This window comes from uncultured Senegalimassilia sp., from assembly GCF_934636665.1.
GTDB lineage: Bacteria > Actinomycetota > Coriobacteriia > Coriobacteriales > Eggerthellaceae > Senegalimassilia.
Genome location: NZ_CAKUAT010000005.1, coordinates 87,053 through 110,476, shown reverse-complemented (window position 1 = coordinate 110,476; position 23,424 = coordinate 87,053). Strand labels below are relative to the sequence as shown.

Annotated in this window: 20 protein-coding genes and 4 tRNA genes; 7 read left to right on the top strand and 17 right to left on the bottom strand. The window is 57.8% G+C overall.

The genetic code is table 11. The annotated features are described in order from the left end of the window. Nucleotides 1–243 precede the first annotated feature (243 nt). The 10 genes from Q0G75_RS03185 to Q0G75_RS03140 all read right to left on the bottom strand — a co-directional run bounded on the left by Q0G75_RS03185 (nucleotide 244) and on the right by Q0G75_RS03140 (nucleotide 7,096). The gene (locus Q0G75_RS03185) at nucleotides 244–786 is read right to left on the bottom strand and encodes a hypothetical protein (protein ID WP_294415246.1); all 543 of its coding nucleotides are present in this window, start codon (nucleotides 784–786) and stop codon (nucleotides 244–246) included. 134 nt (nucleotides 787–920) lie between these two features. Beyond that, on the bottom strand, nucleotides 921–1,394 hold the full coding sequence (locus Q0G75_RS03180) for a winged helix-turn-helix transcriptional regulator (RefSeq protein WP_294415249.1): 474 nt from the start codon (nucleotides 1,392–1,394) through the stop codon (nucleotides 921–923). 247 nt (nucleotides 1,395–1,641) lie between these two features. After that, nucleotides 1,642–1,734, bottom strand: a tRNA-Ser gene (locus Q0G75_RS03175). 76 nt (nucleotides 1,735–1,810) lie between these two features. Beyond that, nucleotides 1,811–1,902 (bottom strand) — tRNA-Ser (locus Q0G75_RS03170). Nucleotides 1,903–1,975: 73 nt separating this feature from the next. Beyond that, the gene (locus tag Q0G75_RS03165; RefSeq protein WP_294415251.1) at nucleotides 1,976–2,791 is read right to left on the bottom strand and encodes an ATP-binding cassette domain-containing protein; all 816 of its coding nucleotides are present in this window, start codon (nucleotides 2,789–2,791) and stop codon (nucleotides 1,976–1,978) included. An 81-nt stretch (nucleotides 2,792–2,872) separates the two neighbouring features. After that, nucleotides 2,873–4,087, bottom strand: coding sequence for a peptidylprolyl isomerase (locus Q0G75_RS03160; RefSeq protein WP_294415253.1), 1,215 nt, complete (start codon nucleotides 4,085–4,087; stop codon nucleotides 2,873–2,875). 288 nt (nucleotides 4,088–4,375) lie between these two features. Continuing rightward, nucleotides 4,376–6,187 carry a translational GTPase TypA gene (gene typA / locus Q0G75_RS03155; protein ID WP_294415255.1) on the bottom strand — a complete coding sequence of 604 codons (1,812 nt, stop codon included), beginning with the start codon at nucleotides 6,185–6,187 and terminating at the stop codon, nucleotides 4,376–4,378. 9 nt (nucleotides 6,188–6,196) lie between these two features. After that, nucleotides 6,197–6,757, bottom strand: a complete 561-nt coding sequence (locus tag Q0G75_RS03150) for a J domain-containing protein (protein ID WP_294415257.1) — start codon at nucleotides 6,755–6,757, stop codon at nucleotides 6,197–6,199. Nucleotides 6,758–6,872: 115 nt separating this feature from the next. Beyond that, nucleotides 6,873–6,948: transfer RNA gene (locus Q0G75_RS03145), tRNA-Ala, on the bottom strand. A 71-nt stretch (nucleotides 6,949–7,019) separates the two neighbouring features. Continuing rightward, a tRNA-Ile gene (locus Q0G75_RS03140) sits at nucleotides 7,020–7,096 on the bottom strand. A gap of 205 nt (nucleotides 7,097–7,301) precedes the next feature. On the opposite strand from Q0G75_RS03140, the gene Q0G75_RS03135 reads away from it, so the two are divergent. After that, complete coding sequence (locus tag Q0G75_RS03135) at nucleotides 7,302–7,811, top strand: bifunctional nuclease family protein (protein ID WP_294416164.1); 510 nt, start codon at nucleotides 7,302–7,304, stop codon at nucleotides 7,809–7,811. A 185-nt stretch (nucleotides 7,812–7,996) separates the two neighbouring features. On the opposite strand, the gene gyrA is transcribed toward Q0G75_RS03135, so the two are convergent. From gyrA to Q0G75_RS03100, 7 genes are all read right to left on the bottom strand, one after another. Then, nucleotides 7,997–10,729, bottom strand: a complete 2,733-nt coding sequence (gene gyrA / locus Q0G75_RS03130) for a DNA gyrase subunit A (RefSeq protein WP_294416166.1) — start codon at nucleotides 10,727–10,729, stop codon at nucleotides 7,997–7,999. Nucleotides 10,730–10,738: 9 nt separating this feature from the next. Beyond that, nucleotides 10,739–12,700: a DNA topoisomerase (ATP-hydrolyzing) subunit B gene (gene gyrB / locus Q0G75_RS03125; protein WP_294416168.1), complete on the bottom strand. Its 1,962-nt coding sequence runs from the start codon at nucleotides 12,698–12,700 to the stop codon at nucleotides 10,739–10,741. 139 nt (nucleotides 12,701–12,839) lie between these two features. Continuing rightward, the gene (locus Q0G75_RS03120; RefSeq protein WP_294416170.1) at nucleotides 12,840–13,430 is read right to left on the bottom strand and encodes a hypothetical protein; all 591 of its coding nucleotides are present in this window, start codon (nucleotides 13,428–13,430) and stop codon (nucleotides 12,840–12,842) included. Then, nucleotides 13,427–14,551, bottom strand: coding sequence for a DNA replication/repair protein RecF (gene recF, locus Q0G75_RS03115; protein ID WP_294416172.1), 1,125 nt, complete (start codon nucleotides 14,549–14,551; stop codon nucleotides 13,427–13,429). The genes Q0G75_RS03120 and recF overlap by 4 nt, the downstream gene beginning before the upstream one ends. A 15-nt stretch (nucleotides 14,552–14,566) precedes the next feature. Beyond that, nucleotides 14,567–15,667 carry a DNA polymerase III subunit beta gene (gene dnaN / locus Q0G75_RS03110; RefSeq protein ID WP_294416173.1) on the bottom strand — a complete coding sequence of 367 codons (1,101 nt, stop codon included), beginning with the start codon at nucleotides 15,665–15,667 and terminating at the stop codon, nucleotides 14,567–14,569. Between the two features lie 365 nt (nucleotides 15,668–16,032). Continuing rightward, nucleotides 16,033–17,805 carry a chromosomal replication initiator protein DnaA gene (gene dnaA / locus Q0G75_RS03105; RefSeq protein WP_294416176.1) on the bottom strand — a complete coding sequence of 591 codons (1,773 nt, stop codon included), beginning with the start codon at nucleotides 17,803–17,805 and terminating at the stop codon, nucleotides 16,033–16,035. An 81-nt stretch (nucleotides 17,806–17,886) separates the two neighbouring features. Beyond that, the gene (locus Q0G75_RS03100; RefSeq protein ID WP_294416178.1) at nucleotides 17,887–18,999 is read right to left on the bottom strand and encodes an ATP-binding protein; all 1,113 of its coding nucleotides are present in this window, start codon (nucleotides 18,997–18,999) and stop codon (nucleotides 17,887–17,889) included. A 1,188-nt stretch (nucleotides 19,000–20,187) separates the two neighbouring features. Here Q0G75_RS03100 and rpmH point away from each other — a divergent pair. The 6 genes from rpmH (at nucleotide 20,188) to rsmG (ending at nucleotide 23,178) form a co-directional block, all read left to right on the top strand. Then, nucleotides 20,188–20,322 (top strand): 50S ribosomal protein L34, encoded by a 135-nt coding sequence (rpmH, locus tag Q0G75_RS03095; protein ID WP_042432297.1) that lies wholly within the window; start codon nucleotides 20,188–20,190, stop codon nucleotides 20,320–20,322. Between the two features lie 11 nt (nucleotides 20,323–20,333). Continuing rightward, nucleotides 20,334–20,660, top strand: coding sequence for a ribonuclease P protein component (gene rnpA / locus Q0G75_RS03090; RefSeq protein WP_294416180.1), 327 nt, complete (start codon nucleotides 20,334–20,336; stop codon nucleotides 20,658–20,660). A 12-nt stretch (nucleotides 20,661–20,672) separates the two neighbouring features. Next, on the top strand, nucleotides 20,673–20,906 hold the full coding sequence (gene yidD / locus Q0G75_RS03085) for a membrane protein insertion efficiency factor YidD (RefSeq protein ID WP_081468857.1): 234 nt from the start codon (nucleotides 20,673–20,675) through the stop codon (nucleotides 20,904–20,906). Nucleotides 20,907–20,960: 54 nt separating this feature from the next. Beyond that, nucleotides 20,961–21,752, top strand: coding sequence for a YidC/Oxa1 family membrane protein insertase (locus tag Q0G75_RS03080; RefSeq protein ID WP_294416182.1), 792 nt, complete (start codon nucleotides 20,961–20,963; stop codon nucleotides 21,750–21,752). A 76-nt stretch (nucleotides 21,753–21,828) separates the two neighbouring features. Then, the gene (locus tag Q0G75_RS03075) at nucleotides 21,829–22,368 is read left to right on the top strand and encodes a R3H domain-containing nucleic acid-binding protein (RefSeq protein WP_294416184.1); all 540 of its coding nucleotides are present in this window, start codon (nucleotides 21,829–21,831) and stop codon (nucleotides 22,366–22,368) included. A gap of 168 nt (nucleotides 22,369–22,536) precedes the next feature. Then, on the top strand, nucleotides 22,537–23,178 hold the full coding sequence (gene rsmG / locus Q0G75_RS03070) for a 16S rRNA (guanine(527)-N(7))-methyltransferase RsmG (RefSeq protein WP_294416186.1): 642 nt from the start codon (nucleotides 22,537–22,539) through the stop codon (nucleotides 23,176–23,178). Nucleotides 23,179–23,424: the final 246 nt, after the last annotated feature.

The window sequence follows — 23,424 nt, the reverse complement described above, 5'->3', positions numbered from 1 at the left end:
AGCCTTTCACCTTGCTTTCTTCCTTCTGCACCGTTTCAACACATCGCCGCACCTCAGACGGCAGCCCCCTGCTCCACAGCCCGCCGTCTGCCCGCATCTCCAACTATAGGCGCGCCATCTTGCAGAACCCTTGTCGAAATGACGAAGGCGGTTCACCTGAACCTTGCAGGTGAACCGCCTTCGCGTCTATCCGCCAGCCCATTGCATAACCGGATAAGCTTGCATGGCTTGCCTGTGTTTTGGCTATTCCTCTTCGGAACCCTCGTCCACCACATCGAACTCGGTTTCGTCCTCTGCGGTGTACTTCTCGTCGATCTCGTCATCGCTGTACTCGCCCGGGGCCTTCAAAGCAATCATGAAGTTCGGGGCCTCGCCGATGTACGCCGGCTCATCCTCGAACTCGACGGTGCCGTCCTCGGAGCACTCGTACAGATAACCCACAGCGAAACCCTTGTCAGCGCCGGGCACGCCGCCCTCGGCGATAAGAGCATCCTTCGTACCCTCGTCAACCTCGACGTAACCGTCGTAGCAGAGCGCATAAGCCTGCGCGCCCTGGGCATGCTGCACCGTATGGCGAGCTGCGTTGAAACACGCCTCCACGGACTCGTCGGGGTGGTTCTCGATGAACAGGTTCTCTTTGACCGCCAGCGCGGTGAAGGGGACCACTTCGCTGCTCTGGGTCAACTTTTGCTTCGCCTCATCCAGCGAGAACAGCAGCACCTTCTCCAAGATCTCGGGGATCTCGGGAACTTCGTTATCCTGATTTTCAACGACGCGATCAGCCATTGCCGTATCCTTTCGATTCTTTACAATGCGAAAGCCACGCCCCCGCATGCATTTCATGATGCATCCAGTGTAGCGTGGCTTTCGACCAGCGATATCGTTATTGCAACGAACCGCTGAAAATCCGCGTTCAGGTTTTAGCGACGATGACGCTTGCGGCGCACCTTGTAGCCCTTCTTCTTGCCGCAGATGCCCTTATCCTTCATCGCCAGGATCAGCTTTTCGGTGATGGCGTCGAGCTGGGCGACCTCTTCGGCGCTCAAGCAGGAGATGATATCCTCGGCAGTCTTATCGTTGGCTGCAACGCGCTTCTCGGCAAGCTCACGGCCAAGATCGGTAAGTTTCACCGCGTAAGTGCGCGGCTGATCGACCGACTCGATGGTCACATAACCGTTGCGCTCAGCCTTCTTCACGATGTCCTTAAGGTTGCTGCGGTTCATGCCCAACGTCTTGGTGAGATCGCGCTGCGTTGCGCCACTGTCGGCCAGCAGGGCCTGAAGCAGTGCGCCCTGACCGCGCTTGAAGCTCTTCGGACCGTTCTTGCGGAATGCCAAGCGGACGAGCTTGTTCGCCTTCTTCATTTGAGCCAAAGACTTTGCGGCTTCGTTCATGGTGGTTCCTTTCTATACCGATAAGGTAAGGGCAATCTTCGAATAACCTGAGTATATGAGTGTTGTTCACACGATGTTTCACGTGAAACACATTATCCATAAACACTCCGTGGATTACTATTTTCCCAGGTTATATTCATAGATATGATTATTCATGAATAAGATTCTTTCTTGAAAACCCCAAAGCAATCGCGTAACTACCTGGAAAATGAAAAAGCCCCTGCATTTGCAAGGGCTTCAAGTTTCCTGGCGGAGGAGGAGGGATTCGAACCCTCGTCACCGGGGTTTCCGGTGAAACGGTTTTCGAGACCGCCGCATTCAACCACTCTGCCACCCCTCCGCATGGGGTGGGTCGGCTGGGTATTTATGCCGACCTACAAAAAAGGCGTTACCGTAAAGGTTCCGCCGGGATAATCTGGCGGAGAGATGGGGATTCGAACCCCAGATACGCTTTTGGCGTATACACGATTTCCAATCGTGCACCTTCGGCCAGCTCGGTCATCTCTCCGCTTGCTTACAGACTGCACTGCGTTCACGTTTTCTCTCGTGCGCTCATGCAGCGTTTAGATATTTTACACTATCTAGTACGAACTCACAAGAGAAAAATACTCATTCTTTTTGCCATTTTTCGCAACCTGCAGCGGAACGTCGAACAGCGAGCTCATCATCTGGTCGGTCAGCATATCCTCTTTCGCACCGTCGGCGAACAGCTTTCCATCCTTGACTAGGACAAGGCGCTTTATCTCGGGGATGATGTCCTCCGGATAGTGGGTGATCAACACGATTCCCTTGCCCGCCCTTGCGAGATCGCGCATGCTCGAACGCACGTAATACATGCCTTCAGGGTCCAAACCCGTGCACGGCTCGTCGAGCAGCAGCGTGCTCGGGTCATGCACGAGAGCGCGAGCGAAGAGCACGCGGCGCGCCTGACCACTCGACATGGTCATGATATCCTGATCGGCAAGCTTCGCCACCCCCAGCATCTCCATAGCTTCAAGCGCCTTCGCATGCGTACGCTCATCCGGGTGGACGTGACGTGGAAGGCCGAGCGTGCCGAACAGGCCGCCTTCGACGATATCCACGGCAGGCAAATGGACGTTGATCTGCGCCTGCATAGTGGACGACACGATGCCCAGCGTTTTACGCACATCCACCAACGTCGCACGCGGATTGCCGTTGAACTTCACCGGGGGCTGCTCACGATAGAGCGGCATCACTTCCCTAGTAATCAGCTTCACGAACGTCGATTTACCAGCGCCGTTCGGACCCAAAAGCGCGATGTTCTCCCCTTTTGCAAGCAAGAATTTATCAACGTGCAGGATTGTACGGCCTGCTCGCACAACCTCGGCATCGTTGAGCTCGAACAGCGGCTGCACTTCGGTGTTTTCTTCGCTCATACACCCATTCCTTCCCAAACGAAGAAGGGAACCCGTTGAAGCGGGTTCCCTTCTTATCCTTGCGTTACACGCCTTTTCAGGCTAGTTTGCCGAAGACTTTTCCTCGGCATCGGTTGCCCTGGCGGAGTTGTCAGCGGAGCCATTCGTGTTGGCAGAGGCGTCGCCGTCCGTCGAGTCAGCAGCCGAAACGTTAGTATCGGCATTATCGGTGCTGTTGGGATCCTCGGTCTGATACTTCGACATATCAACGTCGTAGGGCAGGCCGGAAGGCATGTCGTTGATCTTGAGGTCGGAAGACTCCTTCTTCTCCTTCAGCCAGTTCTGGTAGTTCGTGGTCTGGCCCTGGGACTGCAGCGACTCTTTGATGGTCTCCTGCCACTCGGAGGGGATCTGGTCGAGGCTGGTGATCTTCACCGTCTCGGTGCCGTCATCAGCCTTCTCCTTCGGAGCGTTGTACACGTCGGTGCACTTGATGATATGGATGCCATAGCTGCTGGTAACCAGACCGCTGACCTGGTCTTTCTCAAGACCGCTCAGCGCATCGGTGTACTCCTGCACAAACGAGCTGGTCTTATCCCAACCCACATCGCCGCCGGCGTCCTTGGAACCCGTGTCCTTGGAGTACTGCTTGGCAGCCTCGGCGAAGTCGAGCTCACCGGAGTTAATCTTGTTCAGCACGTCCTGAGCAGTTGCCTCGTCATCGGAATCGAACAGGATGTGGCTGGAACGCTTGGCGCCGTCGTAGGCGCTGGCGTACATCTGCGCGTACTGGAGCATGTCGTCGTTGGAAGGCTCCTCGCTGGAAGTGAAGGTGTTGTACAGCTCCTTTGCCTTCAGCTGCAGTTCAATCTCAGAACGATACTCATCCTCGGTCATGCCAGCCTGCTCGAGGGCGGACTGCCACTTCTCGTCGCTATCGTAGTTGGACTTCATCTTGTCGACATAGCTATCAATCTCGGAGCTGTCGATGGTAACGCCCTTTTCCTCGGCGCCGGAATTGATGAGCTCGCGCGTGACGTACGTGTTGATGATCTGCTCGCGCACGCCTGCCGGATCGGTGCCCATCTGCGCCAGGTAGTTGCCCCAGGAATCCTCATCGGTCAGACCCTGCTGCTCGCGAACGCTTTGGATATAGTCGGTAACCGTGTCCTCGTAGATTTCGGTACCGTTAATGGTGGCGGCCACCGCGCCCGAACCGGAGTTCTGGTTATTGCTGGAGCAGCCGGCAACGCCCATGACGCACGCCGCCGAAAGACCCATCGCGCAAACCGTTGAGATAATGCGAGATGCCTTCATAAAACCCTTCCTCAAACGCATGAAACCGCTGGACAGACGCACAAGCGGTCAAATCGAATGCCTTGTGCGTATTTTCCCACACGGCGGAATATGCCTTTCTCCCAGCACAATATGCCCATGCAGGTTTCACAGGAGCTGGGCTTTCCTACAACATTCGGGGTACTTACCCATAAAAAAGGCGGCCCGGAGGCCGCCTTGTGAGGGGTTCAAGCTGGTTATATCGCGCTTTGCCGGCGCTCGGTCAAACCCATGCTCGAATATAAAGTCGTAACGAAAACGACTGTTACGTTATTTCTTGTTCGCCTTCTTGCGCTCGATGGTGCTCAGGATGCGCTTGCGCAGGCGAATGGACTCGGGAGTGACCTCCACCAGCTCGTCATCCTCGATGTACTCCAGCGCCTCTTCGAGCGTGAAGGTGATCGGCGGGGTCAGCTGGATGGCCTTGTCCGCAGTGGAGGAACGCTGGTTGCCCAGGTTCTTCGTCTTCGATACGTTAACCACCATGTCGCCTTCCTTGGCGGACTCGCCGACGATCATACCCTCGTAACACTCGTCGCCGGGCTTGACGAACAAGCGGCCACGCTGCTGCAGCGTATCAAGCGCGTAGGCGACGGCCTTATCGGTTGCCATGGCGATCATGCAGCCGTTCTTGCGGCCGTCCATCTCGCCGGAATACGGGCCGTACTCACGGAAGTGGTGGAACAGCACTGCTTCGCCGTGCGTCGCATTGAGGATGCGGGTTTTCAGGCCCATAGTGCCGCGGGACGGGATGCTGAAGGTCAAGTGCGTCATGCTCTCGTCGGAGAACATGTCCTCCATGATGCCGCCGGCGGTGCCCATGACCTCGATGGCCTTGCCGGAGTAGTCGTTCGGCACGTCGACGGTTGCTTCCTCGATCGGCTCGAGCTTGTTGCCGTGCTCGTCGGTCTTATACACGACCTGCGGGCGACCGACCTGGAACTCGAAGCCTTCGCGGCGCATGGTCTCCATAAGGACGGACAGATGCAGCACGCCACGGCCGGCAACGCGCACGCCGGACTTGTCCTCGGTCTCGTCGATGCGCATGGAGATGTTGCTCTCCTTCTCGCGCATGAGGCGCTCCTTGAGCTGACGGGCGCCGACGATGTCACCCTCACGGCCAACCAGCGGGCTGGTGGAAGCCTCGAACACGACCGCCATGGTGGGCTCCTCGACAGCGATGGGCTCCATCTCCACCGGGTTCTCGGGGTCGGTGATGACATCTCCGATATCCGCCGCCTCGACACCGATCACGGCAACGATATCGCCGGCATGGGCTTCGGGAACCTCGGTCTTGCCCAGGTTCTCGAAGGTGTAGACCTTGCGGATGGTGGCGTTGTACTGGTTGCCGTCGGGCTGCACGACCAGCACCTGCTCCTTCTCGTGCAGGGTGCCGCTATGCAGGCGACCAACGCCGATACGACCCTCGTAGCTGCTGTGGTCGACGGTGCAGACCTGCAGGGCCACCGGACCCTCGGCGTCCACCTCGGGACACGGGATCTCGTTGATGATGGTGTCGAGCAGCGGGATCATGTCCATGTTGCCGTCTTCGGGCTCCAAGCGTGCGTAGCCGTTGACCGCGGAAGCGTACACCACGGGGAAGTCAAGCTGCTCGTCTGAAGCACCCAGCTCGACCATCAGGTCGAACACCTTGTCCACGGCGCCCTCGGGATCGGCGTTGGGACGGTCGATCTTGTTCACGACGACCACGATGCGCAGACCGCGCTCGAGGGCGTGGGAAAGAACGAATCGGGTCTGGGGCTTGGGGCCCTCGTAAGCGTCGACGATGAGCAGGGCGCCGTCAGCCATGTTCAGCACGCGCTCCACCTCGCCGCCGAAGTCGGCATGGCCAGGCGTGTCGATGACGTTGATCTTGACGCCCTTGTAGTGAATGGAGATGTTCTTGGACAGGATGGTGATGCCGCGCTCGCGCTCCTGATCGTTGGAGTCCAAGACGCGCTCCTGCACTTCCTGGTTCTCGCGGAACACGTGGGACGACCACAGCAGGCGGTCGACCAGCGTGGTCTTGCCATGGTCGACGTGCGCGATGATGGCAACGTTGCGAAGGCCTTCTTGCTTCATACGGGTGTGCTACTCCTCTTCAGATTCTTGCGCGATCTTGCGCTCTTCCCTATTCAATTCGTCAATATGCTCGGTAAGCGTGTTGATGGAACGTTGCGATGATACCACCTGGACAATGCCCCAGATGGCTGCAGTGCTAGCTATGGCGGCAACCACACCGAACAACCCAAAAGGGCGTCTGCCGCAGAACAGGGCCACCAGCCCGCCGATAGCCGCCATGCCGAGGCCGTTGCGGCGTTCGTCGTACACCGCATCGCGTTGGCGCACCAGCTGCGTTCTGGCCGCGGCTATGCCGGCGAGACGGGCATTGACATCGTCGTAATCCGCGCGCGTCGAACGCCCCGAGGACGAGGAGCCGCCTGCTTTCCTGCGACCTTTGGATGACGTCAGGAAATCGTAGGCCTCCTGCAGGTTCTTGAATTGCTCGGTTGCCCGGTCCTGCAGCTTTTTATTGGTGGCGAAGCGGTCGGGGTGCAGGATCTGCGCCGTCTCGCGATAAGCGGTCTTGATATCCTCGTCGGTAGCGTCCTCGTCCAACCCCAAGGCACGCAAAGCTTCCAGACGGTTCATGACACCTCGCTTATCAGCTCGATCGTTTCCTACCCCGATACGAACGCAGGCCCGTTTCCGGACCTGCAGGCAAAAAAAATGCAGGCCCGTTTCCGGACCTGCAAATAATCTCAAATGGTGGAGGTTAGGGGGATCGAACCCCTGACCTCAGGCTTGCAAAGCCCGCGCTCTCCCAGCTGAGCTAAACCCCCAACTCGCACTTTACAATAATAAACGCTCCACCGGCAAACTCGGCTCACGGTGGAGCGTTTATCGCAAATACTGGTGGGCCCGAATGGATTTGAACCAGCGACCTCACGCTTATCAGGCGTGCGCTCTAACCAACTGAGCTACGGGCCCCTTCGAAAAGTGCTCGTTTATTATAACCAGGGTTTCCAAGAATGGTCAAGAAGAATTTTCAACTTTTAGGAAAATTTTTTCCTACTGCTGTTTTATAAAAGAAACCGCAGGTCAGAGACATATTCATGCGTATAATCCCTTACAAGAAGGCGTCATAAGGGCTCGATATCATATATAAGCGAATCGCTTATAGTTAGGAGCAAGCTTGGTTCCCATCGCTGTGCAAAAGATCATTATCGGAAGCGCACCGGGTCCTTCCATCCTTGTGCTGCAGCCTATCGAGGAGAGCCCTGTGCCTGGTGTATCGCGCATCGTGCCCATTATGGTGGGCGCCGCCGAAGCGGCTCAGCTGCACTTAGCTGTCACGCATACCAAGGTTGCACGCCCCACTACGCACGACCTGCTACTCGACGCCCTCACCAACCTTGATGCAAGCGTCGACCATGTCCTTATCGACAAGGTGAAGGAATCGCTGTTCTTCGCGAAGCTGACGTTGCGCCAACACGGAAGGCTCATCGAGCTCGACGCCCGCCCCAGTGACGCGCTCTCTCTGGCGTTGCGCGAGGATGCCCCGCTCTATATCAACGAGGACGTCTTAGAACGCGCCTCATACCCTTATATCGTTCGAAAGCCCATCGAGGACGAGTCCGCCGAAGCGGAACTTGAGGAGTTCCGCTCGTTCCTGGAGGACCTCGACCCAAAGGACTTCTCGTAGCACTGCGGCGACCACCATACCCGCAGACCAACACTCCATATGATCAGCCTGCCCAACCGCACCCTCCTACTGAGATGTTTCACGTGAAACATCTCACGCTGCCGTACGGCAACACGCCCATGCAACAAGAAAGCCGCCCCCTTACGGAGCGGCTTTCTTAATCGTTCCTATATGCCTGAAGCTGGCTACTCTTCCATCTCGTCGATGGACGACTCATCCAACTCTTCGGCGCCATCGGCATTTGCGGCGCGTTTCTTCTTGCCGTGGGCAGCGATGGCGACGGCGGTCACGCGATCGTCCTCAGCAACGTTCATGACGCGGACGCCCTGCGTGGAGCGGCCGAGCTCGGAGATGCCCTCGACGGGAGTGCGCACCACGACGCCCTCCTCGGACATGATCATGATCTCGTCGTCGGCACTGACGATCTTCATGGCAGCCAACAAGCCCTTCTTCTCCGTCATGGTGATGGTGAAGACGCCCTGACCGCCGCGATGGTGCGACGGATACTCAGAGATGGGCGTACGCTTGCCGTAACCCTTCTCGGTGATGACGAACAGATCGGTCTCGGGGCGAGCGATCTCCATGCCGAGCACCTTGGCGTCTGCCGGCGCGTTCATGCCGCGCACGCCCATGGTACCGCGGCCCATGGCGCGCACTTCGTCCTCGGGCCACATGATTGCCTTGCCGGCGGACGACACCATGATGACGTTCTCGCCCTGAGCAACACGGCGCACGCTGATAAGGCGGTCGCCGTCCTTGAGGTTGATCGCGATAAGGCCGTCACGACGCGTACGGTCGTACTGCTCCATGGAAGTCTTCTTCACCATGCCGTGCTCGGTGGCGAACATGAGGTACTCGTCGGTCGGGAAGTCCTTCGTCGCGATGACGGCGCTGATGGTCTCGCCCTTCTCGAGCGGCAACAGGTTCACGATGGCCGTGCCGCGCGCGTGGCGGGATGCCTCAGGCAGCTCGTAGACCTTCAGGCGATATACCTTGCCCTTCGTGGAGAAGAACAGCATGAAGGAGTGCGTGGACGCGACGAACAAGTGCTCGACGTAGTCGTTGTCCTTCAGGTTCACCGCCTGCATGCCCTTGCCGCCGCGCTTCTGTTGACGGTACGTGGCAACGGGCAGGCGCTTGACGTAGCCGGCCTTCGTGACCGTGACCACCATGCTCTCCTCGGCGATGAGGTCCTCGACATCCAGGTCCTTGGCGGCTTCGGAAAGCTGCGTTCTGCGGGGGGTGTCGAACTTCTTCTTGATCTCCTGCAGCTCTTCCTTGATGATGTCGCGCACCAGCTGAGGATCGGAGAGCACGCGGTTGTAGTACGCGATCTTCTCGCGAAGCTCTTCCAACTCGGACTGGATCTTCTCGCGCTCCAAACCGGTCAGGCGGCGCAGGCGCATCTCCAGGATGGCGGTAGTCTGTTTGTCGGTCAGGCCGAAGCGCTCGGTCAGGCGAGCCGCCGCCTCTTTGTCGGTTTGCGAGGAGCGGATGATGCTGATGACCTCGTCGATATGGTCGAGGGCAACTACATAGCCTTCCAAGATATGGGCGCGCTCCTCGGCTTTGGAGAGCTCGTAGCGCGTACGACGCACGATGACGTCTTCCTGATGGGCGATGTAGTAGTGCAGCGTCTCCTTCAGGGAGAGCACGCGGGGCACGCCGTCGACGAGCGCCAGCATGATGACGCCGAAGCCCACCTGCAGCTGCGTGTGCTTATAGAGCTTGTTGAGCACCACCTGCGGGATGGCATCCTTCTTCAGCTCGATGATGATGTCGATGCCGTGGCGGTCGGCACCGTCATGGATGTTCGAGATCTCGGGAAGCTTCTTCTCGCGAACCAGCTCGCCGAGCTTCTCGAGCAAGCGCTGGCGGTTCACCTGGTACGGGATCTCCGTGACCACGATGGAGCTTTTGCCGTTCTTTCCCTCTTCGATCTTGCACTTCGCGCGCACGGTAAGGCTGCCGCGGCCCGTCTCATAGGCATCCAGGATGCCCTTCTTGCCCATGATGATGCCGCCGGTCGGGAAATCCGGGCCGGGAAGGGCAGTCATGAGCTCGGCGGTGGAGACCTCGGGGTTGTCGAGCATCATGCACGTGGCGTCGATGGTCTCGCCGAGGTTATGCGGCGGGATATTGGTGGCCATGCCGACGGCGATGCCGTTGGAGCCGTTGACCAGTAAGCTGGGGAAACGCGCGGGCAAGACCGTGGGCTCTTCCAGGCTTTCGTCGTAGTTGGGCTGGAAGTCGACCGTTTCCTTGTCGAGGTCGCGCAGCAACTCCATGGCCGCCTTGCCCAGACGCGCCTCGGTGTAACGCATTGCTGCTGCCGAGTCGCCGTCGATGGAGCCGAAGTTTCCATGACCGTCGATAAGCGGAACGCGCATGCTGAACGGCTGGGCCAAGCGCACCATGGTGTCGTACACGGCGGAGTCACCGTGCGGGTGGTACTTGCCGATGACGTCGCCGACGGTACGGGCGGACTTCATATGAGGACGGTTCGGCGTGTAGCCGGACTCGTTCATGGCGTACAGGATGCGGCGATGGACCGGCTTCAGGCCGTCGCGCACGTCGGGCAGGGCACGGCTGACGATGACGCTCATGGAATACTCCAGGAACGAAGAAGCCATCTCCTTGCCCAAATACGCCGCACGAACGGTGGTGCCTTCGCCGCCGTTTGCATCCTCGATGATGGAGCCGTGGGGGTTGGCGACGGTGGACATGTCGATAAGCGAGCGGGCCTTGTCCTCTTCGGACACCGGGCCCGACGTTACCGTGTGGCCGGGCTCGGGCTGCTCGACGTCCTGCTCGCCGGCGTCTGCCGCGTCTTCCTCGGCGGCATCGACCAAGCGCTTCAGATCGTCGGGAAGCTCCTCGCCGCCCTGACCATCGCGGTTGTCAGTGTTATCTGCCATTCAATTCTCCTAGATGTCCAAGAATCTAACGTCGCGGGCGTGCTTCTGGATGAACTCCTTGCGCGGCTCGACCTGGTCGCCCATGAGCTCGCTGACCGTGCGCTCGGCCTCGGCGGCATCGTCGATGCTCACCTGAAGAAGCGTACGGGTGGCGGGCTCCATAGTGGTTTCCCACAGCTGCTCGGGGTCCATCTCGCCAAGACCCTTGTAGCGCTGCACGTCGAACTTCTCGGAACCGCCCATTTCCTCGAGCTCGCGGCTCAGGCTGTTCTCGTCATAGATATAGCGCTCGATCTTCGTGGAGCGGGTGTTCTTCTTCTTCACGCCGAAGATGGGCGGGCATGCGATGTACACGTAGCCGCGGTTGATGAGCTCGGGCATGTAGCGGTAAAAGAACGTCAGCAGCAGGATGCGGATGTGCGCACCGTCGACATCGGCATCGGTCATGATGATGATGCGATGGTAACGCGCCTGATCAGCGTCGAAGTCCTCTCCGATGTTCGTGCCGATGGCCGTGATGAGCGAGCTGATGGTATCGCTGGACAGGGCGCGATGCAGGCCGGCACGCTCGACATTCAAGATCTTACCGCGCAGCGGCAGGATGGCCTGGGTCTTGCGATCGCGCGCCTGCTTGGCGCTGCCACCTGCGGAATCGCCCTCTACAATGAAGATTTCGGACTCTTCGGGCTTTTTGGACGAGCAGTCCGCCAGCTTACCCGGCAGGGCGAACGAGTCAAGCACGCCCTTACGGCGCGTCATCTCGCGGGCCTTGCGGGCGGCTTCGCGGGCCTTCAGAGCCTGCGTGGCCTTGCCGATGATGCGCTTGGCCGGCGCAGGGTTCTCCTCCAGGTACTCGGCCAGACCCTGCGTGACGGCGTTCTGGACGAGCGGGCGGATCTCGGAGTTGCCGAGCTTCGTCTTCGTCTGGCCCTCGAACTGCGGGTCGTGCAGCTTCACGGAGATGACGGCGGCCAAACCCTCGCGGGTGTCGTCGCCGGAGAGGTTGTTGTCCTTCTCCTTCAGGATGCCCTTGCTGCGCGCGTACTCGTTGATGGTGCGCGTGACGGCCTGCTTGAAGCCATCGAGGTGCGTGCCGCCCTCGTGCGTGTTGATGTTGTTGGCAAACGCCATGACGGAGTTCGCGGAGAACGACGTGGACCATTGCATGGCCACCTCGACCGTGCCGTCGGCGCTTTCGGCCTCGAAATAGATGGGCTTGTTCAGCGTTTCGCGGCCCTCGTTGAGGTACGTCACGAAGTCGATGATGCCGCCTTCGTACTGGAAGACATCGCTATGCGGCTCGGGCGAGGCATCCGACACGATGAGGCTCGGGTTTGCGCGCTCGTCGGTCAGCGTGATTTTCAAGCCCTTGTTCAGGAAGGCCATCTCGCGAAAACGCGCCGCAAGCACGCTATAGTCGTAGATGGTGGTCTCGGTGAAGATCTCGGGGTCAGGCCAGAAGGTGACCGTAGTGCCGGTGTGGTCGGAGGTACCCACCTCGTGCAGCTTCTCGCAGGTTTTGCCCTGCTCGAAGGCTATCTGGTATTCCTCGCCGTCACGGCGCACGTTCACCTGGACGCGCGTGGACAGCGCGTTCACAACCGACACGCCCACGCCGTGCAGGCCGCCGGACACCTTGTACCCCTCGCCGCCGAACTTGCCGCCGGCGTGCAAAACGGTCAGGACGACCTCGACCGTGGGGATCTTCTCCTTGGGATGCTCATCGACCGGGATGCCGCGTCCGTCGTCGGAGACGGTGATGGAGTTGTCGGGGTGAATGGTCACCTCGATATGGCTGCAGTAACCGGCCAAAGCCTCGTCGACCGCGTTGTCCACAACCTCGTAAACCAGGTGATGGAGACCGCGCGGGCCCGTGGAGCCGATATACATGCCAGGACGCTTGCGAACGGGTTCGAGGCCCTCGAGGACCTGAATGTCCGAGCCGTCGTAATGATCAGGTTTTGCTGCCACTGACACGCTCCTCTAGTATTGAATGTTTCGATTCCGGATGGTTCTGGAACCTATTAATTCTACCACAACGCGTCTTGGCACCGGGGCTCTCCACGCCCTTTACAGGCCTTCAGATGCCTTCTAAGGCATGATTTTCGCTCTAAAGACCACTTTTGCCGTTTTTTGAGCTTCCTGGCTTTTCGCTTGCCTCCAAGGCTTTCAAAATCGATTCCCTGAGGCGTTTGTCCTCAACGCCTTCGGCTTGCTCGCGCAAACGGGCCGCAGCCTCGGAGTTGATAAGCGGCTCCGGGATGCGCGAGGCCTGGGCCGCCTGCTGCGCGGCGCGGGCGGCCTCCTCGCGAAACGGATGGCGGGCCTTCATATCGAAGCGGGCGGGCTTGATGGAGAACAGGGCCACATGCTCGCCTTGCTCGTTAAGGCGGATCTTCAGCATTTCCTGGCGGGCATCGATGTCCGATCGGATCATGGCGTCATCGCAATACACCACAAGCAGGGTCTTGCCCGCCGGAACGCGGGCCGCCATGGGGTCGTTGGCCTGTTCGGGCTTCATGATATACACGCCATTGGTGTGGTCGAGCACCAGCGGCGCAGAATCGCGATAGACGGCCTCCACGGCGCACTTCCAGCGAACGTGCACCTCCGCAACGCGTTGGGAACGCGCGGCTTGGGCGCCGGCGGCGCCGAGGCTTCGCAGCAATTGCTGCAATCCTCTGCCAAGATCGGCCATCATTCACCGTCCTTCCGCTCAAGGGGCAAACGCACGACGCGGGCCGCAGCGAGCAGGTCCTCGTCGAAATACGCCAGGTTCGCCGTGGTTATAAACGTTTGGATATCCCCTGAGACGAACTTCACCAGCGCGCGGCGGCGCTGCTCATCGAGCTCGCTCATCACGTCATCGAGCAACAGCACCGGCTGCTGGCCCAGAAGGTCGCAGATAAGCGTGACTTCCGCCAGTTTGAACGCCAGCACCGCCGAGCGCTGCTGGCCCTGGCTTCCATACACGCCCACCGGGCGCCCTTCGACGAAAAACTCGATGCGGTCGGCGTGAGGTCCCACCAGCGCACGATGGCGGGCACGCTCTTGCGCCATCGACGCCGTAAGAGCCGCGGCGAAACGTTCGCGGGCCTCGTCGCGGTCGAGCGTTTCGCCGGCATCGAGCCATTCGCCCTCGGCAAACCACGACGGCGCATAACGGGCCGACAGCGCCTCCCGATTCCCCACGATCTCGGCGTAATAGCTTGCCATGGACGCCGCCAGCTTGCCGAACAGGGCCGCCCGATAGCACACCAGCTGAGCACCGCAGGTGACCATCAGGTCATTCAGGCTCTCCAGCAAAAGCGGCGATGCCTCGTCTTTCAGCAGCGAGTTCTTATGACGCAGCACCTTATCGAAGTCCCGGCGTATCAGGTAATGGTTGCGCGAAAGCTGCGATCCCACGGAGTCGAGCGCGTTGCGGCGCGTAGTGCCCGAGCCCTTCGCCAGGTTCAAGTCGTCGGGGGTGAACGTTACCGAGGGGATGACGCCCTTCAGGTCCGCCGTCCGTTTCTGCTTGCCGTTAAGGGTGAACCGGCGTTTGCCCGCCTCGATCGTCAGCCCCAGCTCCAGCAACCTGCTCTCGTCGGCAGCAGTTGCGCGCAAGCGGGCAAAAGCGGCGCCTTCGCGCACAAGCTGCACTCCCGTGGGGTTCCTGAACGACGTTTGCGCCGTCAGCAGTTGAATTCCCTCTACAACATTGGTCTTGCCGACGGCATTGGGCCCCACCAGCACGGTCAAGGGCCCGATGTCGTTCAAGCGGAAATGCTCATAGCTGCGGAAATCATCGAACGCAACGTCTTTGATGCGAAGGCTCATGCAACGCCTTCGTTGTTAGGAAATGCGCACAGGCATGACCAGGTACAGGAAGTTCTCGCCTTCGCCGGCTTTGAAGATGCCCGGTTTCATACCCGACTGGACTTCCAGGAACACGTCATCGGTGTTCACCGAGCCCAAGCCGTCGAGCACGTATGCGTAGTTGAAGGCGATCTCGACGTTCTCGCCCTCGCCCTGGCACGCCAGCGTCTCCTGAGCACTACCCACATCCTGGGCGGCGGCGGAAAGCTGCACGGTCTGGCTTTCCACGTCGATGGCGAACTTCACCGGCGAGCTTTGCTGACCCAGAATCGACGTACGCTTCACGCCGGAGACAAGGTGGCTCACGTTGAGGCGAACGCGCGTCTCATAGGAATCGGGCAGCAGCTGACGATAATTCGGGAAATTGCCCTCGATGCGGCGATTGATGAACACGGTATCGTGATAGGTGACCACGATCTGATTCTCCGCCAAAGCGATGGTTAGCGGGTCGTCCGTACGCGTCAGAGAAGCAAGCTCCTGCAGGAACGAGCCGGAGATAACAGCTTGGAAACCCTCGGCCGCGGGCTCGCCAAGCTGAGCCTCGGTGATGGCAAGGCGATAGGAGTCGGTTGCCACCATCTTCAGCGTTTCGCCCTCGAACGTGATGAGCACGCCGGTGAGGATGGCGCGGCTCTCGTCCTTGGAAACCACGCGCGCCACGCGCTTGACCATAGACGAGAATTGGGAGAACGGGATGGAGATAGCCTGCTGCGTATCAACATGAGGGAACCCCGGGAAGTCCTCGGCATCCAACGTCTTGATGGAGAACGAAGAAGCGTCGCACGTGATGACGGCGGAATCCTCGCCCGTTTCAACATGCACGGCGGCATCGGGCAGGTTCTTCACGATATCGAAGAACAGCTTGCCGGGAAATACCGAGCGACCCTCCTCTTCCACCAAGGCAGGGATGGTGAATTGAATGGACAGCTCCAAGTCGGTTGCCTGCAGCGTCAGGTTGTCGTTATGGGCATCAAGGTAGATACCCGAAAGAATGGGCAGCGTGGAACGGGTGGCAATGCCCTTGAGCACAACGGCGAGCGCATCCTGCAGTTCCGATTGGTTGATGCTGAATTTCACTGGCTCCTCTTTCCTTTTACGTAAGGCGTTGCTCCATGATAGATGGTCCATGCAACGTTGTTATTTATCTTCAATGCTTTTCTTTTAATAATAGGTTTTTGAATAGTAGTAATAATAAGCGCGGTGGAAATGTTGAGAACTCGCAAAACCCCATGTCATTCTTGAAAAGTAATTCAACTTCAAATGTGGGTTGCCTGTTCCTTCCATCCACCGCGATTATTGACTACATTATCTTTCCTCTTGAGTTCGATGGTTTTCGCCATGTTTTACGATGTTTATCCCCATGTTTTCCCGAATCCTTTAAAGTGCCTGGTCAACCTGGTTGTTTCACGTGAAACATTGCGTTTTCCCTCGATGGTGTTGCGTTATAGCTCGCGAATGATCTGTCTGAGCGCTTCCATCTCCTCACGGGCTACGCGGTTCTCCTTCATCTTCGCTTCGATGTTGCCTACCGAATACATGATGGTCGAGTGGTCCCTGTTGAACTTTTTCCCGATGTCCCCGTAGGGGATGTCGAGCAGCTGTCGGCACAGGTAGATGGCGGTTTGGCGTGCGTGGGCGATGTTGCGCGTCCTCTTCTTTCCCACGATGTCGGTGTGGCTGACCTTGAAGAAGTCCTCCGTCACCTTCAGGATGTCGTCTGCGGTGAGCCTTTTGCTGGGGCCGCCTGAGAAGTGGTTCTCCAGCAGTTTTCGCACGTCGGCCACGGTGATGTCCGAGCCTTCCCCACACTTCATCTTGACGATGACGTTGGTCACCGCGCTTTTCAACTCTCGGATGTTCGACCCTGAACTCTCGGCGATGCATATCTGTACGTCTTCGGGCATGTTGATAGGCCCGGATTGCTCCATGTCCTCGTATTCGCGGATGAAGCTTTTGACGATGCTCAGCTTGGTCTCGATCTCGGGCGGCTGGATGTCGAACGTGCCGCCGGAGTTGAATCGCGTTTTGTAGCGTTCGTCGATGTCGATGTTCTTCGGCGCGCGGTCGGCGGAGAGAACGACCTGCTTGCCTTGGCTTGTCAGCTTGTTGAATATCTGGAACATGATGTCGAGCGTCTGCTTCTTGCCCTGCAGTTGCTGGACGTCGTCGACAAGGAGGACGTCGGCTTCCTCGTAGTACATCTTGAAGTTCTTGTAGCTGGACTTCTCCGTGTCGTGCGCCGCAGATGCGTCCATGTAGTCCTCGAGCAGCTCATTCGAGTCTTTGTAGACGACCTGCAGGTTGGGCATGTTGCTGTTGATGTAGTTCTGTATGGCCCGAAGCAGATGCGTCTTGCCCAGGCCCGACCTTCCGTAGATGAACAACGGGTTTAGATGCGGTTTGCCCGGGGTTTCGGCAACGGAGACGGCCATGGAATACGCCATGCGGTTCGAGTCGCCGATGACGAAATTCTCGAACGTGAGCGTCGAGGTGACGGAGTTGTTCGGCGTGGGCTGGTCGGACACGGTGCTGTCGGCCGGGATGACCTGCGGGGCGGGTTCTTGCGGAGCGGCGGCAACGGGGGCTGCGGTCGCTTGCTGGTCCGGTGTGCTTGCCGGGGCCGCAACCGGGGTCTGCGTCGGCGGCACCTGCGGGACGGCGTTGACCCGAGCCGCTGCCTGAGCCGGTATCGCTGCCGCCTGGACCGGTGCTGCGTCTAGCGTCTCGCTCGCCGGGAGCGTTGCCATGGGGGTGGCAGCTTGTTGTGCGGCTATCGGTTGGGCTGCTGGTGCCGAAGCCGTCGGTTGAATCGCTGGTTGCGGCGCGGTCGCGGGGGCTGCAGCCGGCATGCCTGCTTGCGCTGTCGGTGCGGTCGCGGGTGCAGCCGGCGCTGCGGCGGGGCTGGGCGCTGCAGCTGTCGGAGCGGGTGTAGCCGGCGCTGCCGCAGGAGCCTGCGATTCGTCAATGCCGATGAGCACGTCGAAAGGCACCCCGCGGATTTCTTCGAGGGCGCGCTTGATATAGTCGATGTAATGGCGCTCGATGAAGTTCTTGATGAATTCCGTATTGGCGGTCAGCATCATGAACCCGTCGCTGGCGGCTTGGGGGAATAGCTGGCTGAACAGCGCATCTACCTGGGGACCTATGATCCCCTCATAGCTTTTGACGCGGCTGCATACCTCCGCCCATAGCTGATTGATTTCTTCCGTGTTCATAAGCAGGCCTTCGGTCATACGCGTTCAGGCGTGTTCGCCTTGCGCGGTTTCGATTCGTTGAAAACTGATTGCCGCCGTGTTCTACAGCAGCTGCGCAACCTGGACGCCCAAGTTCGTGAGCATGCGCTTTTTGCCGGACATTTTCAAAAGGCCGATACCTTCCAGCTTTTTCAGCGTGTTGTGCACGCTCGATTGCGCCGCTCCGGTCAGTTTGACCACGTCCGATACGCCCAGCACCCCTTCTTTCAGGTAGATGACGAGGAAGTCCTTCTCGCGCTGGGACAGGGACGCGATGATCGGCTGCGCATCCACCGCCGCGGGCTGGATCTGCGGTTGCTGCTGCATTTGCTGGCCATAGGGGTAGCCCATCGGTTGCTGGACGGGCGCCTGCATGTAGCCCTGCTGGGCAGGCGTCGGGTATCCGGGCTGTGCGAATTGCTGAGGGGCTGCGTATGCCATCTGCGGAGTCTGCTGGTATGCCTGCATAGGCGGCTGGGCCGCAAACCCCGGTGCGTATTGGGCCGAGGGCTGAGCGTATGCGGGCTGGGCGTTGTATGCGGGTTCGTGGTCTTCCTCGGCGATTCGATAGCGCGGCGCCATGGGTTCGGGATGCTCTGCGTCCTCGTCCTCCTCGACATGGTCGATCTCCAGCTCTTTGGGAAGCTGGGGATTGCTGCCGTTGGCGCTGATGGTGACCACCGATCCGGTGCCGAGGTTGTCCTCGATGCTGATGGTGCCGTGGGTGAAGTCGAGGTATTCCTTCACGATGGGAAGACCCGATCCTACGCCGCGGATGTAGCTTTTCATGGGCTCGATGGCAGAGGTGAATCCGGGCAGTTGCGCGCGGTCTTTGCAGGCGATGCCCGGCCCTTGGTCCGCGAAGCGGATGGTGCAGCCGTGATCGAGGATGGACACCGTTGCTTCCTGGAATCGTGCGTGTATGAAGTTTTCCGAAACCTCGCGGATAACCGTATAGGGAATGGTGCCGCCCGCTGCCTGCGATTGCTGGTATACGTTCGTTGCCAGGCTTTCGATGAACTCGCCGGTGGGAGCGGGCTGGATTTCGGTGACGCGCGGCGCGCTTAGCAAGTTGTCGTATAGGGCGATGCGCGCAACCGAATTCACGTGAGTGAAGTCGAAGCCCTCATCATCGTTGTTTTCAGGAGATTCCTGATGCTGTTCTTGCTCGCTCATCTGCGCTTTTACCGCTTTCCACGTTCGCTGTTTTCCAAAGTTTTACACATTTTCGGGAAAAATCCTTGAAAAGTGTACCCTCTTTTCCTGTTGAATTCCATTCAACTGGGCAAATTCTGGAATCGAATGTGGAAAATTCACTATTGACTGAAAGTTTTTCACAACGATGAACTCATTGTTTCCTCTGTTTTCCACTTTCTATTCAAAGATTGTTGAAAACTGGAATGAAAACTCGAATAAGTGTGAAAAACAGAGGTGTAAAGGTTTTCGACATTGTTGAAATTCCAGGTCGTTCCAAGGTGTTTTCGCGGCATTTTCTCGACCGAAGGCAGGGGTTTGGCGGAAGAGTCGGAAAGTCCCAGGTCAATTGTGCATTCTCTCGAAAAGCAACGCGGTTACGCTGTAGAGAACGGCAAAATACCTGTTCAGGGGCGTGTTGAAAACTATGCAACTGCTTAAATGCCTGGTCCAGCGTTTGTTTTATCGGAGCCTTTAAGCGCTTTGAGATTGTGCTATTCGGTGTTTTTCCACATCGTCTTTCGAATGAATTCCAAGTTTTCAACGTTTTCCACAATCGTTGGAATCGGCTGCTGGGGAGAAGTTCGTTTTTTCAGCCGTTGGTTGCGAGTTTCGGGACGCATTTCCTTCTTTTCAGCGGCAGGGATCGGTTATGAAGGTTCGTTCTTGTTGGATTTCGTTTCGCTGCTCAATCTGGTTTTCCACTTCCGCCCTTCTGCCATTTGGATATGGCGTTGCCGAGGCACTTGCGGGCGCTCTTCGCGCATAGTTTTCCCTCAGTGCCGAAAGCGGATTGAGATCGCTTCGCGTGTGATCTCCCCTAGGTTGCCGGAAACGCTTCCGCTGGGTGCGGGGATCGATATCTCCAATCGGTGCTGAGGATATTCCCGTTTGTTTTTCTCGTGCCGGTGCATTCGGGATGCTGGAAAGACATCTTCGTTATCTCCACTAGATGTTGCGACCTATGGTTTCAATCCCCCTACGAATTGTTGAAAGCGACGTTTTCCAGTGCACTGGCAATGTTGTGGAAAACTTTGTGTTTTCGCAGGTGGGCTTTCATAATGTGGGTATCTTGTGCATCGGCTGGCATATATAGGTAAAAACCTTTTGACAGCCGTGTTGTTCCGGTTATACTCAACAAGTTGCTCTAAACCATGAAAGGGAAACGATATGAAGCGCACCTATCAACCTAACACTCGTAAGCGTGCCAAGTGCCACGGCTTCCGTGCCCGCATGGCAACCAAGGGCGGCCGCAAGGTTCTGGCTGCTCGCCGTGCTAAGGGTCGTAAGCGTCTCTGCGTGTAAAGAGTATTCGATTGGAGACTATCAAGTCCAAAGCGGACATCTCCGATCTGTTCTCTAGCGGAAAGCGCCTGCGTACACCGTACCTTACGCTCATAGTGTTACCAGCGAAGCAGCACGGCCTTTACGGTCGTGTTGCTTTTATTGCAGGAAAAAAATCCGGTAACGCTGTTTGGCGTAACAGCGCAAAACGTCGAATGAGAGCTATTTGCCGTGAGCTGGGCGGCCCATTCCCGAATCTCGATGTGATATTTCTCGCGAAGTCGGGTATTTGCCGCGCTAAGTATAGTAAAGTGCTCGAAACATGCGACGAAGCGCTGAAACGCGCTGGAATTCGGTAGGGTCTGATTGGAATGAAGAAAGGTTTCGGAAGCATACCGTGCAAGGTGGCTATGTTTCTCATTACCTTTTATAGGGCGGCTATCTCGCCTATGTTCCCGTCGTGCTGCCGTTTTACCCCGACGTGCTCGGAATACGGGCTCATCGCGTTTCAACGTTACGGTTTCGCAAAGGGCTTAAGGCTGACGGTAAAACGTATTCTACGGTGTCGACCTGGAGGGCCGCACGGCTACGATCCCGTCCCATAAGGGAGGGGCTTAAGCCGGCGGCTTTTTGTCGGTTAAAGGAAGGAAAACCATAGTATGTGGGAAGTATTCAAGAACTGGATATTCGACATCATCCAATTCTTCTTCAGCTTCTGCCAAGACTGGGGCTTGGCCATCATCATCGTGACCATCATCTTCCGTGTGCTTATCTCCCCGTTGATGCATAAGCAGACGAAGTCTTCGTATCAGATGCAGAAGGTTCAGCCTCTGATGCAGGAGATTCAGACGAAGTACGCCAACGACCCGCAGCGTATGCAGGAGGAAATGCAGAAGCTTTACGCTGATGCCAAGTTCAACCCCTTGGCGGGCTGCCTCCCCATGCTCCTTCAGATGCCTATCTTCATCGCTCTGTTCCAGGTGCTGCGTGAGATGCCCAACTATCTGGGTTCCGATGAGGGCTACCAGTTCTTCAACCTGGTTCCCAACCTGGTTATGACGCCGTCCGGTGCGGTTGCCGGTGGTTTCGGCACGTTCCTCCCGTACCTTATTCTCATGATCGTGTTCGCAGGCGCTACGTTCCTGCCCATGATCCTGATGCAGATGGGTCAGAAGGATAACCCGCAGCGCAACCAGACCATGATCATGGCTGGCGTCATGAGCTTGTTCATGCTGTGGATCAGCTGGAGCTCCCCTGCCGGCGTTCTTCTGTTCTGGGGCGTTTCCTCCATCATCGGCGTGTGCCAGCAGCAGATCTCCATGCGTCTCATGAAGAAGCGCGATGCGGAGAAGGAGGAGACCATCGAGGTGAAGCCGATTGAGGTCGACGTCACCCGCAAGGCTAAGAAGCCGCGTCCGAAGAAGAAGGACACCTCCAAAAAGCACGCTTAATCGATTTTGCGTAATGGTGCGCGGTGTTTCACGTGAAACACCGCGCACTGTGGTTTTTAGTTCTAAGGAGCTGCAAATGGCAGAAGAAGAGAACGTGGAATTGACCGCAGAAGAGGCTCAAGACGCCCAGGTCGAACAAGGCGGCATCAGCGACGAGGATCTTGATCGCATCGCGGATACCGCTATCGCAACCATCCAGGACATTCTGAAGCACTTCGACGTCGGTGAGGTCACCATCGACGAGTACGAAGGCGATGAAGGCGAGCTTATCCTCGACATCACCGGTGACGACCTGGCTGTTCTCATTGGCCGTCATGGCAAGACCCTTGATGCGTTGCAGTTCCTGGTGTCCGCCATCACTGTTCGCACCATGGGCTTCCGCTACCCCGTTATCGTGGACGTTGAGGGTTACAAGAACCGTCAACGCGAGAAGCTTGAATCCATCGCTCGTAACGCTGCCGCAAAGGCTGCCAAGCAGCATCGCAGTGTGAAGCTTCGCCCTATGACTCCGTACGAGCGTCGCATCGTGCACATCGCCCTCCGCGACGATGAGCGTGTTGAGACGGCGTCTGAGGGTGAGGGTTCTGCTCGCCACGTTGTCGTTGTTCCGCTCTAAGCGGTTGCTTCCGTTTAGCTTCTGGTTGATATCGCAAGACTGTATGAGGTCGCATCTTCGGATGCGGCCTCTTTGTTTTTCAAGGGGTTCACATGCTTGGCGCCCAATATGCTGCACGAAGGGCTAAAGTATGTTTCACGTGAAACAACAGGACAGAAGGAACGGTTCATGCACGAGGACTTGCTCAAGCGACATTTGGAGTTGGTTATCGAAGCCAACAAGACCACGAACATCACGCGCATCTCTTCCTGGGAGGATGGCATGGTGCTTCATGTGCAGGATTCCCTGCTCGGCCTTGATGCTCTGAATGCCTGTCCCGAAGGCCGCTATGCTGATATCGGAACGGGTGCTGGTTACCCTGGCATTCCGCTTGCCATTGAAACCGGCAGGCCTACGTTGCTCGTTGATTCCGTTCAGAAAAAGGTTCAGATCCTTGACGGTTTCATCGAAGAACTTGGTCTTGCAAATGTTTCCACATACGCTGGCCGCATCGAGGACCTTGGGCGCGAGCAGGCTGGGCAATTCGCGGCAATCAGCGCTCGAGCGCTCTCGAAGCTGTCCATTCTGCTTGAGCTTTCCTCGCCGCTGTTGAAGATGGGCGGGCGCCTTATCTGCTTCAAGGCCCTTGTCGAGCAAGACGAGCTTGATCATGCTCGCGTTGTTGGCAAGCAGGTTGGTATGGAACTGGTCGACGATCAGACCTATGAGCTTGATGATTACTCCCGCCGGATCTTGTGCTATGAGAAGGTTGCCAAGCCGAAGCTTAAGCTTCCCCGCCGAACCGGTTTGGCTCAGAAAAAGCCGCTGTAGCGAGATAAGCCGTTCCTGATATTGTAGGGGCGGCTTTTTTCTTATTGAAGTTTCGTTGATTTCCGTTCAAAAGCCCCCATTGTGGGTCGGGGTTTTATACGCGCGAAACGAAACACGGTATACTAGCGTCTGAAACCATGAAAGGGGGTTCCTGTGGGATTTTTCGACGGCCTCAGGAAAGAAAAAAAGCAAGCTGAGCCGGTTCAGCAGGAACAACGCGTACAGGAAGATACCGTTGAGGATGAG